At 70.0% G+C, this 14,096-nt stretch carries 14 protein-coding genes; 12 read left to right on the plus strand and 2 right to left on the minus strand.

What is annotated here, in order from left to right:
- The first annotated feature begins 10 nt into the window (after nucleotides 1-10).
- Entirely contained in the window at nucleotides 11-985 is a 975-nt protein-coding gene (locus ACOPJ3_RS05390; RefSeq protein ID WP_427869040.1) for an IS481 family transposase, read from the plus strand.
- A gap of 30 nt (nucleotides 986-1,015) precedes the next feature.
- On the opposite strand, the gene ACOPJ3_RS05395 is transcribed toward ACOPJ3_RS05390, so the two are convergent.
- Nucleotides 1,016-2,047, minus strand: coding sequence for a LacI family DNA-binding transcriptional regulator (locus ACOPJ3_RS05395; protein WP_427870809.1), 1,032 nt, complete (start codon nucleotides 2,045-2,047; stop codon nucleotides 1,016-1,018).
- 203 nt (nucleotides 2,048-2,250) lie between these two features.
- Between ACOPJ3_RS05395 and ACOPJ3_RS05400 the strand changes: the two genes are divergently transcribed.
- The gene (locus ACOPJ3_RS05400) at nucleotides 2,251-3,612 is read left to right on the plus strand and encodes an MFS transporter (RefSeq protein ID WP_427870810.1); all 1,362 of its coding nucleotides are present in this window, start codon (nucleotides 2,251-2,253) and stop codon (nucleotides 3,610-3,612) included.
- Nucleotides 3,612-4,937, plus strand: coding sequence for an amidase (locus ACOPJ3_RS05405; protein WP_427871175.1), 1,326 nt, complete (start codon nucleotides 3,612-3,614; stop codon nucleotides 4,935-4,937). The genes ACOPJ3_RS05400 and ACOPJ3_RS05405 overlap by 1 nt, the downstream gene beginning before the upstream one ends.
- 17 nt (nucleotides 4,938-4,954) lie before the next feature.
- Here ACOPJ3_RS05405 and ACOPJ3_RS05410 read toward each other — a convergent pair whose 3' ends face one another.
- The gene (locus ACOPJ3_RS05410; RefSeq protein ID WP_427870811.1) at nucleotides 4,955-5,749 is read right to left on the minus strand and encodes an AraC family transcriptional regulator; all 795 of its coding nucleotides are present in this window, start codon (nucleotides 5,747-5,749) and stop codon (nucleotides 4,955-4,957) included.
- Between the two features lie 300 nt (nucleotides 5,750-6,049).
- On the opposite strand from ACOPJ3_RS05410, the gene ACOPJ3_RS05415 reads away from it, so the two are divergent.
- The 9 genes from ACOPJ3_RS05415 (at nucleotide 6,050) to ACOPJ3_RS05455 (ending at nucleotide 13,989) form a co-directional block, all read left to right on the plus strand.
- Nucleotides 6,050-6,940 (plus strand): iron-siderophore ABC transporter substrate-binding protein, encoded by an 891-nt coding sequence (locus ACOPJ3_RS05415; protein WP_427870812.1) that lies wholly within the window; start codon nucleotides 6,050-6,052, stop codon nucleotides 6,938-6,940.
- 68 nt (nucleotides 6,941-7,008) lie between these two features.
- Nucleotides 7,009-7,971: a FecCD family ABC transporter permease gene (locus ACOPJ3_RS05420; RefSeq protein ID WP_427870813.1), complete on the plus strand. Its 963-nt coding sequence runs from the start codon at nucleotides 7,009-7,011 to the stop codon at nucleotides 7,969-7,971.
- Nucleotides 7,968-9,074, plus strand: a complete 1,107-nt coding sequence (locus ACOPJ3_RS05425) for a FecCD family ABC transporter permease (protein ID WP_427870814.1) — start codon at nucleotides 7,968-7,970, stop codon at nucleotides 9,072-9,074. Before ACOPJ3_RS05420 ends, ACOPJ3_RS05425 begins: the two co-directional genes overlap by 4 nt.
- Nucleotides 9,071-9,865, plus strand: a complete 795-nt coding sequence (locus tag ACOPJ3_RS05430) for an ABC transporter ATP-binding protein (protein ID WP_427870815.1) — start codon at nucleotides 9,071-9,073, stop codon at nucleotides 9,863-9,865. The genes ACOPJ3_RS05425 and ACOPJ3_RS05430 overlap by 4 nt, the downstream gene beginning before the upstream one ends.
- Before the next feature lie 44 nt (nucleotides 9,866-9,909).
- Nucleotides 9,910-10,434, plus strand: a complete 525-nt coding sequence (locus ACOPJ3_RS05435; protein WP_427870816.1) for a hypothetical protein — start codon at nucleotides 9,910-9,912, stop codon at nucleotides 10,432-10,434.
- Nucleotides 10,435-10,550: 116 nt separating this feature from the next.
- Complete coding sequence (locus tag ACOPJ3_RS05440; RefSeq protein ID WP_427870817.1) at nucleotides 10,551-11,654, plus strand: hypothetical protein; 1,104 nt, start codon at nucleotides 10,551-10,553, stop codon at nucleotides 11,652-11,654.
- A gap of 105 nt (nucleotides 11,655-11,759) precedes the next feature.
- On the plus strand, nucleotides 11,760-12,107 hold the full coding sequence (locus ACOPJ3_RS05445) for a YciI family protein (RefSeq protein WP_427870818.1): 348 nt from the start codon (nucleotides 11,760-11,762) through the stop codon (nucleotides 12,105-12,107).
- Nucleotides 12,108-12,163: 56 nt separating this feature from the next.
- Nucleotides 12,164-13,435: an RNA polymerase sigma factor gene (locus tag ACOPJ3_RS05450; protein ID WP_427870819.1), complete on the plus strand. Its 1,272-nt coding sequence runs from the start codon at nucleotides 12,164-12,166 to the stop codon at nucleotides 13,433-13,435.
- An 11-nt stretch (nucleotides 13,436-13,446) separates the two neighbouring features.
- The gene (locus ACOPJ3_RS05455) at nucleotides 13,447-13,989 is read left to right on the plus strand and encodes a YaeQ family protein (protein WP_427870820.1); all 543 of its coding nucleotides are present in this window, start codon (nucleotides 13,447-13,449) and stop codon (nucleotides 13,987-13,989) included.
- Nucleotides 13,990-14,096 lie beyond the last annotated feature (107 nt).

The raw sequence follows: 14,096 nt of genomic DNA on the forward strand, positions 1-14,096 counted from the left end.
GAGGCTTCTCATGTCCCACGCTAACGCCCGATTGGCTCCCGCGGGCCGTTTGATCATGATTCAGCGCATCCAGTCGGGGCGTGCGGTCGCGCATGTTGCCGCTGAGATGGGCGTCTCGCGCACGACCGCGTGGCGGTGGTGGCGCAGGTTTCAGGAGCTGGGGATCGCGGGACTTGCTGATCGATCCAGTGTTGCCCGGACACATCCCCAACGTACGCATTCGTGTGTGGAAACCCGGGTACGGATCATGCGGGCACTCACCCGTCGCGGCCCCGTGTTCATCGCCGGGAAGCTCGGCCTGCACGCCTCGACCGTCGGGCGCGTACTGCGTCGCCATCACACCCCGTTGTTGCGTGAATTGGACCCAGTCACCGGGACTGTGATTCGTGCTTCTCGCCGGTCGGCCAAGCGATACGAACACGAGTATCCCGGCTCGTTGATCCATATCGATGTGAAGAAACTCGGCCGCATCCCTGACGGAGGAGGGTGGCGCCTCCACGGACGAAGCGAACGCCCGAACCGGAAACGCGGACAGGGCTATGACTACGTCCACACCGTGATCGATGATCACTCTCGGGTCGCGTACGCCGAGATCCACGACGACGAGAAAGGTATCACCGCGGCCGGTGTCCTCGAACGCGCCATCAGGTTCTACGCGTCACTCGGGGTGCGAGTCGAACGCGTCATCAGTGACAACGCGTTCGCGTACCGGCATTCCGCCGCGTTTAAAGACGTCATCACCCAACACCGCATTCAGCAACGGTTCATCCGCCCCCACTGCCCCTGGACGAACGGGAAAGTCGAACGCCTCAACCGAACGCTCGCGACCGAGTGGGCATACGCCAGACCCTGGACTTCCAACACCGACCGCAGAGCAGGGTTGCGGGCCTGGCTGAACTACTACAACCTAGACAGACCCCACCTCGGCATCCAAGGCCAAACTCCAATCGACCGAATCAACAACGGTCGAGGTCAGTACACCTAGCCGCGGCGAACGGGGCTCAGCGGACCGGGCTCAGCGAGCGGGCCCCGTCGACTGCCGCTCCACGAGCGACACGGGCAGCGTCACGGTCGACATCTCCTCGCCGTCGATCCCGCGGAGCAGCTCGGCAACGGCGGCCTCGCCGATCTGCGCGGCCGGCGAGCGCACGGTCGTGAGCGGCACGGGAAGCTGCCCGACCAGGGGAATGTCGTTGTATCCGACGAGTGAGAGGTCGCTCGGGATCCTGATCCCGCGGTCCCGAGCGACGCCCAGCGCGCCGACCGCGGCCGTGTCGTTCACGGCGAAGATCGCCGTGGGCGGATCGGGGAGTTCGAGCAGGTGGGTCGCGCCCGCGATGCCGCCCTCCACCTCGAACTCGGTGTGGACGATGAGCGAATCGTCGATCGGGATCCCAGCGGCGCGCAGGGCGTCCTGGTAGCCGAGGGTGCGGCGCCAGGCGGTGCTCGCGTGCCGGGGGCCCGCGATGATGCCGATCCGGCGGTGGCCGAGCGCGATGAGGTGCTCGGTCGCGAGCCGCCCGCCCGCTCGGTCGTCGGCGGTGACCGCGGGCAGAGCGTCGTCGCCCGCGCGGTTGACGGTGAGGACCGGCACGCCGGCCGAGCGCACCTGGGTCGCCATCTCGTCACGCCCCAGGTGGAGTGACGTGACGATGAGCCCGTCGACCTGGCGGCTCAGCAGCAGCTCGATGCTCTGCAGCTGGGCGTCGACTTCGTCTGGGGGAGTCGCGAGGAGGATCTGGTAGCCCGCGCTCGTCGCGGTCGCCTCGATCGCCTGGCAGAGCGTCGCGATGACGCCGTCGGTGAGGCGCGGGATCACGACCCCGATCGTGTGGGTGCGCTGCGTGCGGAGGCCGGCCGCGATGAAGTTCGGGCGGTATCCCATGTCCGCGGCGATGCCGCGGATGCGCTCGACCTCCGCGGTGGGGAGGGCGCCCTCGCGGGTCGGCCGGAGCGCGCGTGAGACGGTCGAGGCGTGGACGCCCGCGACCTCGGCGATCTCCTTGAGCGTGGGCGCGCGGCCCATGGTGGCGGTCACCTCGGTCATGCGCCCCCCCCCCTTCGCCTCGGAGTGTGATCCCGGCACTTGACGTGCGGCTCGATGATCCATATCGTACTAGGCAGCCCACGAATTGCAATCGATTGCAACTGTTGCGCAATCGATTGCAAACCGGGCAACGACCCGGGCGCGATCCGGCGCCGCAGTCCCACACACGACGCAAGGGTGCGTCACCAGCGAGAAGGATCCCCATGAGCCACTCATCGGAGCACGGAACCACGAGCCAGGCCCAGTCGCCGGGGAAGGTCGCCTTCGCGAGCTTCATCGGCACCGCGGTCGAATGGTACGACTACTTCCTCTTCGGCACCGCCGCCGTGCTCGTCTTCAACCACCAGTTCTTCCCGAACCTCGACCCGACCGCATCGACGCTCGCGTCGCTCGCCACCTTCGCCGTCGCCTTCATCGCGCGGCCGCTCGGCGGGATCATCTTCGGCCACTTCGGTGACCGCTTCAGCCGCAAGTCGATGCTCGTGTGGTCGCTCCTCATGATGGGCCTGTCGACGTTCGTCGTCGGGCTCCTCCCGAACTACGACACCGTTGGCCTCTGGGCGCCCGTGCTGCTCGTCGCGGCGCGCGTGATCCAGGGCATCGCGGTCGGCGGCGAGTGGGGCGGGGCGGTCCTCATGGCCCTCGAGCACGCGCCGGAGTCGAAGCGCTCCTTCTACGCGAGCTGGCCGCAGGCCGGCGTTCCTGCAGGCGTCGTCCTCTCGAGCTTCGCCTTCTTCCTCGTGCAGCTCCTCCCCGAGGAGCAGCTGCAGGCGTGGGGCTGGCGCATCCCGTTCCTCTTCTCCGCAGTGCTGATCGTGATCGGCATGGTCATCAGGCTGAAGCTCACGGAGTCCCCGGAGTTCGAGGCGGCGAAGCAGCTCGAGGCGCCCGCCGAGCGCAAGCGCATCCCCTTCATTGAGATGCTGCGGAGCTCGAAGCGCGCGCTCATCGTGAGCGTGTTCTCCCTCGCGGGATCCAACACCCTCTTCTACGTCGCGACGGTCTACCTGCTCTCCTACGGCACCGCGAATCTCGAGTTCAATCGCGGGATCATCCTGCTCGCCGTGGGTGCCGGCGCCCTGCTCGACGTGTTCGCGATCCCGCTCGTCGCGATTCTCGCCGACCGATACGGCAGGCGCCAGATGATGATCGTGGGATCCCTCGTGACGATCGTGAGCTCGTTCCCGATCTTCTGGCTCTTCAACCTCGGTGGCTGGGGGATCTTCGCGGCGCTCGTGGTCGCGCTCCCCATCGCGCACTCGTTCGTCTACGCGACCGTGTCGGGGTTCATCGCCACGCTCTTCACACCGAGCGTTCGCTTCACGGGATCCTCCGTCGCCTATCAGGTCGGCGGGATCGTCGCCTCGGCGCCGGCGCCCATCCTCGCGACCATGCTCTACACGCAGTACGGCACATTCGTCGCGGTCGCGGCGTACCTCGCGTTCGCCAACGTCGTGGCCCTCGTCGCGGTGCTCTTCGCGCCGCGAGAGGTGCCGGTGACCCGTTCGATCGAGGTGCAGGCGCAGGAGCCCGTTGACGCGAGCAAGGCGAAGACGTGGGCCTGATGGGAGAGCCGGGCACCGTGAGGACGGCGCTCGACGCACCGGTCCCGAGCACCGTCGATCTCGCCAGAAGGCTCGACCTGGGGGAGACGACGTCGGTCGAGCTCGTGCGTCGCGCCCTCGCCGGCACCGAGGCAAGCGGCGCGGTGTTCATCACCCTCGCCGACGACGCGCTCCGCGCGGCCGCGGCCTCGGACGCCCGCCGCGCCGCGGGCGCACCGCTCAGCGCGATCGACGGGATCCCGACCGCGGTCAAGGACGTCATCGACACCGCGGGGCTCCGCACCACCATGGCCTCCGAGTTCTTCCGTGACTTCGTGCCCGAGCGCGACGCGGAGGTCGTGGCGGACCTGCGGGCCGCCGGGTGCGTCATCATCGGCAAGACGAACGCGCAGGAGTTTTCCTATGGGATCAGGGGAGACGCCGGGGCGTTCGGCGCGGTGCCGAACCCGCACGACCCGTCGCGGGTGGCCGGCGGATCCAGCTCGGGATCCGCCGCCGCCGTGGCCTTGGGGATCGTGCCGTTCGCGGTCGGATCCGACACCGCGGGCTCCGTGCGCGTGCCGGCGGCGCTGTGCGGCGTCGCCGGGCTGAAACCGAGCCTCGGGCTCATCGACACCTCGGGGGCGTTACCGCTGTCGGAGTCGTTCGACACCCTCGGCCTGCTCGCGACGAGCGCCGAGGACATCGAACTCGTGATGCGCGAGCTCGCCCTGATCCGGGGCGATCGTGCGCCGGCGGAACCCCAGTTTCTCGCGCTCGATGAGCTGCGATCCCGGGTTCAGGATCCCGCGGCCGGCCAGCCGTTCGACGCCGCCGTCGAACTTCTCGGCGCGGGCTCGGTGCGCTTGCCGCTGCTCGACGGCGGGGAGGTGGACTACGAGGAGCTGTACCGGATCGTGCGCTCGCGGGAGGCGTATCTGCTGCACGCAGACCGGGTCCGCGAGGCTCCCGAGAAGTTCCAGCCAGCCGTCCTCCGGAACGTGCTCTCCGGCCGTGACGTCCGCGACTCCGAGGTCGCGGCCGCGCAGGGCCTCATCGCCCGCGCGCGAGAAACGATGGGGGAGGCCTTCCGCCCGGGCCAGCTGCTGCTCAGCCCGACGACGCCGATCCTCGCCCCGCCGCTCGGAGACGCGTTGTCGAGCGGGCCGCTCGCCGCGCTCACCGTGATCTGGAACGTGCTCGGGTGGCCGGCGATCTCGGTGCCGGTTCGCGTCGAGGGCTGCCCGCTGCCGCAGTCCCTCCAGGTGATCGGCACCCCGGGCGACGATCTCGCGGTGCTGCGCGGCGCGCAGCGGATCGAGTGGGCCTTCGCGGGCGAAGGGTAGCGGAGCGCGCCGCGCGACTACCGCTGCCGGCGCGCGTACTCCGCGGGGGTCGTGCCGAAGGCGCTCCGGAACGCGCTGATGAAGCCGCTCGCGGTCGCGTAGCCGACGCGCGGCGCGACGTCGCCAACGGGGGTGCCCGCGGCGAGGAGGTTGAGGGAGGCGATGAGCCGCGCCCTGGTGCGCCAGGGTGCGTAGCCGAGTCCCGTTTCCGTGACGAAGGCGCGCATGACGGTGCGCGTGCTCACGCCCGCCTCTGCGGCGGCTCGGGTGAGCGGGAGATCCGCGCCCGGATCAGACAGGATCCGTTCGGCGATGGCGCGCGCCGCGCGGTGGGAGGGGAGCACCAGGCTCGGCCGTTCGTCGGCGGCCTCCTGCACGAGCGCCGAGAGGAGGCCGTGGCTCGACGCGCGCGCCAGGTCGCTCGGCTCGCCGGTCGAGAGGTGCCGGATGAGCTCTCCCATGAGCGGGGAGATGGTGATGGCGCGCGGCTCGTCCCAGCGCTCGCCGGGCGGGCGCAGGCGCACGCTGCCGTAAACGCTGTAGGTGGTGCCCTCGCTCAGCGGCTCGACCGCGTGTGTGACGCCGGCCGGAAACCAGAAGGCCGCGTCGTGTCGGACGAGCCAGCGCTGCGAACCCACGACGACGTTCATCGGGCCGCTCGGAAACCAGTGGAGCTGGTCTTCATCGTGATGGTGCGGGGGATGCAACGTGGTCGGGTGGGAGACTCCGAAAAAAGTTCTCGGTGTCACCCTGGCCGTATGTGCGGCGCGAAGCCGTGAACTCTGTGAAGGAAAATACGGCACAGAGATCACGGTAGCCGCACCTGCGCGGGATTGGTGTCACCCGAGCGCGATTGAAGGTCGATTCACAGTAAGGCTAGCCTTACTTTGATCAGCTGATTGGAGGGCCGCAACGGCGCTCCTCGGCGCACTCCCTGTCCCAACGAAAGGATGACGAATCTGATGACCACTGTGGGAGCAGTATCCCGGACACGCAGGGCCGCTGGGGCGGCGGCAACCCTGCTTCTTCTCGCGGCGCTTGCTGGCTGCGCTGCCTCGTCCGGCGGGGGCGAATCCGGCACCCCCGAAGGTACGGGCAAGGGAGAGTTTCCGGTGACGGTCGATCACGTCTATGGGGAGACGGTTATCGAGGAGGAACCGACCCGGGTGATCACCCTGGGGCTGTCGGATCAGGACGCGCTGCTCGCGCTCGGTGTCAAGCCGATCGCGGTCAGCCCGTGGTGGGGCGACTACGAGTACGCGACGTGGCCGTGGGCGCAGGACGAGCTCGGAGACGCGCAGCCCGTCGTGCTGAACGACGGGGTGCGAGACGAGGCGAATCCGCCGATCGAGGAGATCGCCTCGCTGGAGCCGGATCTCATCATCTCGCTCTATAACGGGACGACGAAGGAGCAGTACGAGCAACTCTCCAAGATCGCGCCCGTCGTGGTGCCGGACAAGGAGTTTGCGGACTTCGCGATCACCTGGCAGGAGGCGACTCGCGCGACCGGCGAAGCGCTGGGTCGCGAGGACGAAGCACTCGCGCTGGTGAAGGACCTGGAAAACTCGTTCGCGGACGCGGCGAAGCAGCATCCGGAGTTCTCCGGCAAGACCGCGGTGGTTGCCGAGCGCTTCGAGGCCGGCGAAACGATCGTGCGCACGGGCAACGACGTGCGCGCGAAGTTCTTCGAACAGCTCGGTTTCACGATCCCCACCGAGATCGCCGGCATCGCGCCGAACGAGTACGGCGAGCTCTATGTCCCTGACGAGCTCGTGACGGAGATCTCAAAGGACCTCCTGGTCTGGAACGTCGGCTTCGCCCCCGACGCGCGCGCAACGGTGGAGGCGCTGCCCCTGTACCCCTCGCTCGGCGTCGTCGGCAGCAACAAGGTGCTGTGGGTCGAGGACGACGTGGTGTCCGGGGCCTTCAGCTGGGGCACCGTGCTGAGCCTGCAGTACGCGCTCGATGAGCTCCTCCCGCAGATCACGGAGACGCTCAGCTGAGCGCCTCCGGCGAGGCGGGATCGCGGCCGCCCGGGCTCCGCGCCCGGGGGGCCGCGCTCTGCTGTGCGGTGGCCATCTGCTGCGCGATCGCGGTCGCGTGCAGCCTCGCGATCGGTGCCCGGGTGATCCCGCCAGCCGAGGTGCTCGCAGCGGTATTCGCCCCGGTGGGGACCGAGGCCGAGGTCGTCGTGCGCGACGTCCGGGTGCCCCGCACGCTCGCGGGCGTGCTCGCGGGTGCCGCGCTCGGGATCTCCGGCGCGCTCATGCAGGGACACACCCGCAACCCGCTCGCGGATCCCGGGATCCTCGGCGTGAACGCTGGCGCCGCCTTCGCGGTGTGCGTGGGGATCGCGGGCTTCGGAATCACGGCGCTCTCGCAGCAGGTCTGGCTGGCGCTCGCGGGCGCGGGTCTCGCAAGCGGCGTGGTCTTCGTCGTCGGTGCGGCCCGCGGGCGTGAGCCGGCCCCCGTCACCCTCGCGCTCGTCGGCACCGTGGTCACGGCGATCCTGACCGCACTCACGAGCGCAGTGCTGCTGCTCGACTCCGCATCGATCGCGTCGTTCCGGTTCTGGACCGTCGGCTCCCTCGCCGGGCGAGGCGTGGCAGAGGTGTCGGCCGTGATCCCATTCCTCCTGCTCGGAGCGTTTCTTGCGGTGATCAGTCCGCGCGCTCTCAACGCGATCGCGCTCGGTGAGGAGCTCGCCGCCTCGCTCGGTCACCGGCTGGTGCTCGCGCGACTCGCTGGGCTCGCCGGGGTGGCGCTGCTCACGGCCGCCGCGGTCGCGGTCGCCGGTCCGCTGATATTTGTGGGGCTGATCTCGCCGTTCGTGGCGCGCGGTCTCGTCGGGCCGGACTACCGATTGGTGCTCCCTCTCGCCGGTCTCGTCGGCGTCGTGACCGTGCTCGTCGCCGACATGATCGGGCGGCTCGTGATCCACCCCGAAGAGGTGCAGCTCGGGATTGTTTCGGCGCTCCTTGGCGGGCCGCTCTTCATCTGGTTCGTGCGGCGTCGACGGCTGGCCGGCCTATGACCGCGACGCTGCCCCGCTCTCGGCGCGGCGAAGCGGCGGCGCAGGCCTGCGCACCGAGTGTCCGGCGCACCCTGCGCATCGGAGCGATCGTCCTGCCGCTCAGGATCCGGCCCCTGGCCTGGACGTCTGCGCTTCTCGCGCTCGCCGCCGTGCTCTTCGCGGTGAGCATCTCGGTGGGTGACGTGCCAGTGCCGCTCGAACGAGTTCTCGGCGTGCTGCTCGGCGCGGGGGAGCCGGGCGACGCGTTCATCGTCGGAGAGCTTCGCCTGCCCCGCGCGATTGTGGCCGCTGGCGCGGGCGGCGCGCTCGGCATGGCGGGCGCGCTCATTCAGAACGTGACGCGCAATCCGCTCGCGAGCCCCGACGTGCTCGGGATCCTGTCCGGAGCGAGCGCGGGCGCCGTCGCGGCGATCGTGCTCGGGATCGGCGCAGCGGCGTCGCCCTTCGCCGGCTGGGGCCTGCCGCCGTTCGCCCTCGCGGGAGGATCGGTCGCGGCCGCCACGGTGTTCCTCCTCTCGGGGAACCGCGAGGCGAGCAGCATGCGGCTCATCCTGATCGGCGTGGGGGTTGCTGCGGTGAGCTCCGCGCTGACGTCCCTGCTCATGGTGGGTGCCCGGGTGCACGAGGCCTCGCAGGCCGTGGTGTGGCTCACCGGCACGCTCGACGGCCGCACCTGGTCCCACGCGCGTCCGCTGCTCGTCGCGCTCGCGATCGTGCCGCCGCTGCTTCTCCCGCTCCTGCACGCGCTCGGCGCCCTGGGACTCGGCGATGCGCTCGCGCGCAGCATCGGCGTGCGTGCCGGGGCGGTGCGTCTCGCCGCGCTCGTGCTGGCAACCGTGCTCGCGGCGACCGCGGTTGCGGCGGCCGGCCCGATCGCCTTCGTTGCGTTCGTGGCGCCGCAGATCATGATGCGGGTCATTGGAGCGCACGCCCCTCCCGTGATCGGCGGCGGGGTCTGCGGCGCCGTGCTGCTGCTCGGCACGGATGTCGCGACTCGCCTGTTCCTCCCGGTCGGCCTGCCCGTCGGGATCGTGACGGTGGCGCTCGGCGCCCCGTTCTTCCTCGCACTCATCCTCACTCGACAGCGGAGGTTCACCGCATGATGGTTCCCGGATCGCCCCGACTGGCCGCAACCGCCGTGCACGCTGGCTACGGCGCACGCGACGTGCTCACGGGCGTCGATTTCGCCGTGCCAGACCGGGCAGTCACCGCGGTGATCGGCCCGAACGGGAGCGGCAAGTCGACGCTGCTGAAGGTGCTGGGGCGCACGCTCGTGCCGACGAGGGGGCACGTCGCGCTCGACGGGATCCCGGCCGGGCGGATCCCGCCGAAGCGCTTCGCGCGCACCGTTGCAACGCTGCCGCAGGCGCCCATGGCGCCAGACGGGATTCGGGTCGTCGACCTCGTCGCCCGCGGTCGCCAGCCGCACCAGAGCTGGCTGCGTCAGTGGTCGCCGCAGGACGAGGCAGCGGTGCGCACGGCGCTCGAGCTTACGGACACCAGCCATCTCGCGGAACACCCCATAGATTCACTCTCCGGTGGTCAGCGGCAGCGGGTGTGGGTCGCCTTCGTCGTCGCTCAGGATGCGGAGATCCTGCTGCTCGACGAGCCCACCACGTTCCTGGATCTGGCGCACGCGATTGACGTGCTGCGGCTGGTCGGCTCGCTGCATACCGAACGGGGGAGGACGGTGGTGATGGTGCTCCACGATCTGAACCTCGCCGCCCGCGTCGCCCAGCACCTGGTCGTGATGGATCAGGGCGCGATCGTTGCGCAGGGCGCCCCGCGTGAGGTGCTCACCGCAGAACTCCTCGGCTCCGTGTTCCGGCTCGACGCCGCGGTGGTGGATAACCCGGTGGCCGACGGGGTGCTCGTGGTGCCCGGCCCGTGGTGAGTGTGCTGCCGGGTTCGCGGGCCGGCGCGGGAGAAGCCGCGAGGGTGCGGGATATCCAGGAGGAATACCGGCCGATTGCCGCAGCAGCCGACGAGCGCGAGCAGCGCCGGCGGGAAGCCGAGTGCGACGAGCGACTCATCTCGCCGGAGTGCGTCGCGATCCTCGAGTCCTTCGGCTCCAGGATTGCGCTACACAATGATCGCCTCCTCCGATTTGAGCTCTGCGGAGCCGGGTGGAGTGTCGCCCGTCTCGACACGATGACGCGGATCGAGGCGGGCGACGATCGCACGGGAGGCGCGTCGATCCGGCCCGTCGGGTTCGCCGAGTGCTGGCTCGTCGCCGCCGTCGCGGCCGTCGCCCGGGAGGCGGGCGGGCTTGTCGCGATCCCGGACCATCCGCCCGAGACGGTGCCGGAACTGCGCCGAATGGGGGACTGGCCGCCGGGGAACCGGCGCTGGTCGACCGTCGGCGAGCAGACGGCCCAGCTGCATTCGGCGCGCGCCGTCGACTGCTTCCGCCTCGCCCACGGGCGCTCAATCGCAGAGATTGCCGCACTCATGCGCCCCTGATCGGCTCATTCCCCCTTGCGGTACCCCCGTGATTGGAATCTATCCTGGAGGGGCATCAGAAGGTGCGTTGCGCCCGACACGGAGGGCCGACGCGAGGCGCTAGAAAGGTGCGGGATATGACACACCACTCCCAGGGAACTGTGGACACGCTCGATTTCGGGCCGGTCCTGGAGCGACAGGGCGAGGGAGGTGTCAAGATCACGTTCACTGTGCACACCGAGGTTTCGGGGCAGGACGACAAGCTGTCGATGCTCACGCTGAAGATCCAGCTCAAGGAGGCCAGGGGTCGGCTCGCCGAGGCGGGCCTCGCCGACGGCGAGATCGGCCCGCTGCTCGCCCCGGTCGAGGAGCTGCTCGAGGATTCGAGCTACTGGCGGCTGCAGAGCCGCGGCCTCATCGTGTTCGTCGCAGACGGGTTTTTCCTCCCGGTCAGGGTGCCAGTCGAGCTGCAAGACGGCCTCACGATCGGCGACGCGTTCAACCTGCTCCCTGTCGCGCCGGTGCTCGCGAGCGACCGCAGGCTCTACGTGCTCGCCCTGACGAAGAACCAGGTGAGGCTCTTCGATACCTCGCGAAACGTGATCCGGGAGCTGCCGCTCGAAAATGTGCCAGCCTCCTTCGACGAGGTCATCGACGAACTCCCGGAGCGCGTGGTCGACGTGCGCGCCGGATCCGGAGGCACCGATCGCGCCCCGAGCTACCAGGGCACGACGGGCGACGTGAGCCGCATGCTGCTCGAGAAGTACATCCGCGCGGTCGGGCAAGCGATCGCGACCCGCCTGGGGACCGCCCGCTCGCAGCCGCTCGTGCTCGCCGCCGTCGCCGAGTACCTGCCGATCTTCACCGCCGAGTGCCCGTACCCGGCGATCTTCGACGGGGTCGTGGCGGGCAACCCGGAGCATCTGCAGCCGGATGAGCTCCGCTCCGCGGCCTGGCGCCTGGTGAACGAGAGCGAGACGGCGCACGAGGCGGAGGAGCAGGATCACGCCCGCTCCCTGGCCCACGGAGGGAAGGGCGCCTTCGATCTCGCGGAGATCGCGAAGGCCGCGGAAGAGGGGCGCGTCGACACGCTCTTCCTGCCCCGCGGGGCGCAGGCGATCGCGGATCCGGACGCGGCGGCACTCGCGAACTGGGCCCTCATCGGGACCCTGACGAACAAGGGCACGCTGCGCACGCTGGGCGAGATCGACGGCGACGGGCTGGCCGTGCTGCGGTACTGAGGCGCGGATCTTGCAAGATTTTCGCCGCCGGTGTCGATTCCCGGGTCCGCCGAACGTCAGTGAGATGTCGGGCCGCACGGTCCGGCATCCGAACAAGGAGGAACCATGAAGTACGCACTGCTCCTGATGGGGCATCACCAGACCCCGGATTGCGGCGAGGAAGGCGGCGCGAGCCCGGAGGAATTCTTCGCCTTCGACGAGGAGATCACGAAGGCGGGCGTCGTCGTGAGCTCGTTCGCGCTGGAGGGCTCGGATCCCGCTACGATCGTCAGCACCGACGAGCGCGGCGAGCGGGTCGTCACCTCGGGGCCGTACGCCGAGGTGAACGAGTTCGTCGGCGGCACCTACATCATCGAGGTCGACAGCCTCGAAGATGCGATCATGTGGGCGAAGAAGAGCCCGGCGTCCGCACCAGGCGGGCACGTCGAGGTGCGAGAAGTCGCGCCGTACTGACCAGGACAATGCGCGCTGAGGCGGATCCGGGGCGGGGCCCTGGATCGGTGCGTCCGGTGCTCGCGGCAGTCGACCGCGAGAGCCGGGCGCGCCTGCTCGCGGCGCTTGTCGGGAAGTTCCGCGACCTGGACCTCGCGGAGGACGCGCTGCAGGAGGCGCTCTCCCGAGCGCTCAAGCACTGGCCCCGAGAGGGGATCCCGCGTTCCCCTGAGGCCTGGATCGTGACGGTCGCAAAGCGCGCCGCCGTCGACGAGCTCCGCGGTGAGCAGGCGCGGGATCGCAGCGCCGCTCGGGTGGGCGCGCAGCTTGAGCGCGAGCCTGTGCCGGAGGAGCTGCGCGATCCCGCGGAGCTTGCCCAAGCGACAGCCACGGAGATCCGGGACGACCGCCTGGGCCTCTTCTTCGCGTGCGCCCACCCGGCGCTACAGGAGGAGGACCGGCTCGCGCTCACCCTGCGCTTCGTCGCCGGGCTCACGACGACCGAGATCGCCCACGCGCTGCTCATGCCGCGCCCGACGCTGCAGCAGCGGATCACCCGGGCCAAGGCGCGCGTGCGTCGCCTCGGCATCGCGTTCAGCCCTCCCTCCGGTGCGGACGTGGAGGCGCGCGTGCCCGACATTCGGCGCATGATCTATCTCCTGTTCTCCGAGGGATTCGCCAGGTCGACAGGCGACTCGCACGTTCGCGCCGACCTCACGGCGGAGGCGATCCGGCTCGCCGAGCTCCTCGAGGAGCTCGTGCCTGGCACCGCGGAGACCCGCGGGCTCATCGCGCTGCTCGTGCTCTCCGAGGCGCGCCGGGACGCGCGAACCGGCGCCGACGGACTGCCGGTTCCGCTCGCTGAACAGGACCGTGGACGCTGGGACCGCTCCGCGCTGCAGCGCGGGATCGCCCTCGCGGAGCGCGCCGCCGGGATGCGCGGGGCCGGTGGCTATGCGATTCAGGCGGCCATCGCCGCGGTACACGCCGAGGCGGGCTCGTTCGAGGCCACGGACTGGCGCCAGATCGCGGTGCTCTACGGGATGCTCGAGGCGGTTGATCCGGGGCCCGTCGTGCGCCTCGGGCGCGCGATCGCAATCGGCCGCGCGAGCGGGCCCGCGGCGGGCCTCGAGCTGCTCGATGCCCTCGGCGGCGACGCGAGGATGGTGCGTTTTCGGCCCTTTCACGTTGCCCGTGCAGTGACCCTCGCGGAGCTCGGCGACGCGCCTGCGGCATCGGCCGCGTACGAGCGCGCGCTTGAGTTTGCGGGCAACGAAGCCGAGGTCGAGCTGCTCGAGGCATCGCTCGCCGAATTGCAGCACGGATCCGCCGGCTCCGCGAAGCGCTAGGCTCGAGCCCTATGGCGATAGGTGCGACGATCCACACGTGTGAGGTGCAGCTCGCGGACGTCGACCGCGGCGTCTACGAGGAGCTGTCCCTCCGGATCGCGAGGCACCCCTCCGAGACGGACGCGTTCATGGTCACGCGGCTGCTCGCGTACTGCCTCGAATACGAGGAGGGGATCGCGTTCGGGGCCGGCGGCATCTCGTCAACGGAGGAGCCTGCGGTGCTCGTGCGCGACCTCACGGGGGCGGTGACGCACTGGATCGAGGTCGGGGCCCCCGACTGGCAGCGGCTGCACCACGGTATGAAGCTCGCCGGCCGCGCGTCCGTCTACACCCACCGAGATCCCGAGCGGTTGCTCCCGAACTGGGATGGGAAGGGGATCCACCGCGCCGAGCAGCTCCGGATCAGGTCCTTTGCGCCCGCGTTCATCGAGGCCGCGGTGAGCGAGCTCGCCCGGCGCAATACGGTCACGGTGTCGGTCACCGAGGGGCAGCTCTACCTGGAGCTCAACGGCACCGCGCTCGACACGGAGATCGGGGAATCCTCGATCTCCTGAGCCTTCGATCACGCCCGGCCGGGGCCGGGCCCCGATGCGTATTCGTTGGTCCGGTAGGGTAAATCGATAGGCAATCCACAGGGCTGCCGTCCTGAATGCGAAGTGGG

This window comes from Leucobacter luti (assembly GCF_050310065.1).
Classification (GTDB): Bacteria; Actinomycetota; Actinomycetes; order Actinomycetales; family Microbacteriaceae; genus Leucobacter; species Leucobacter luti_B.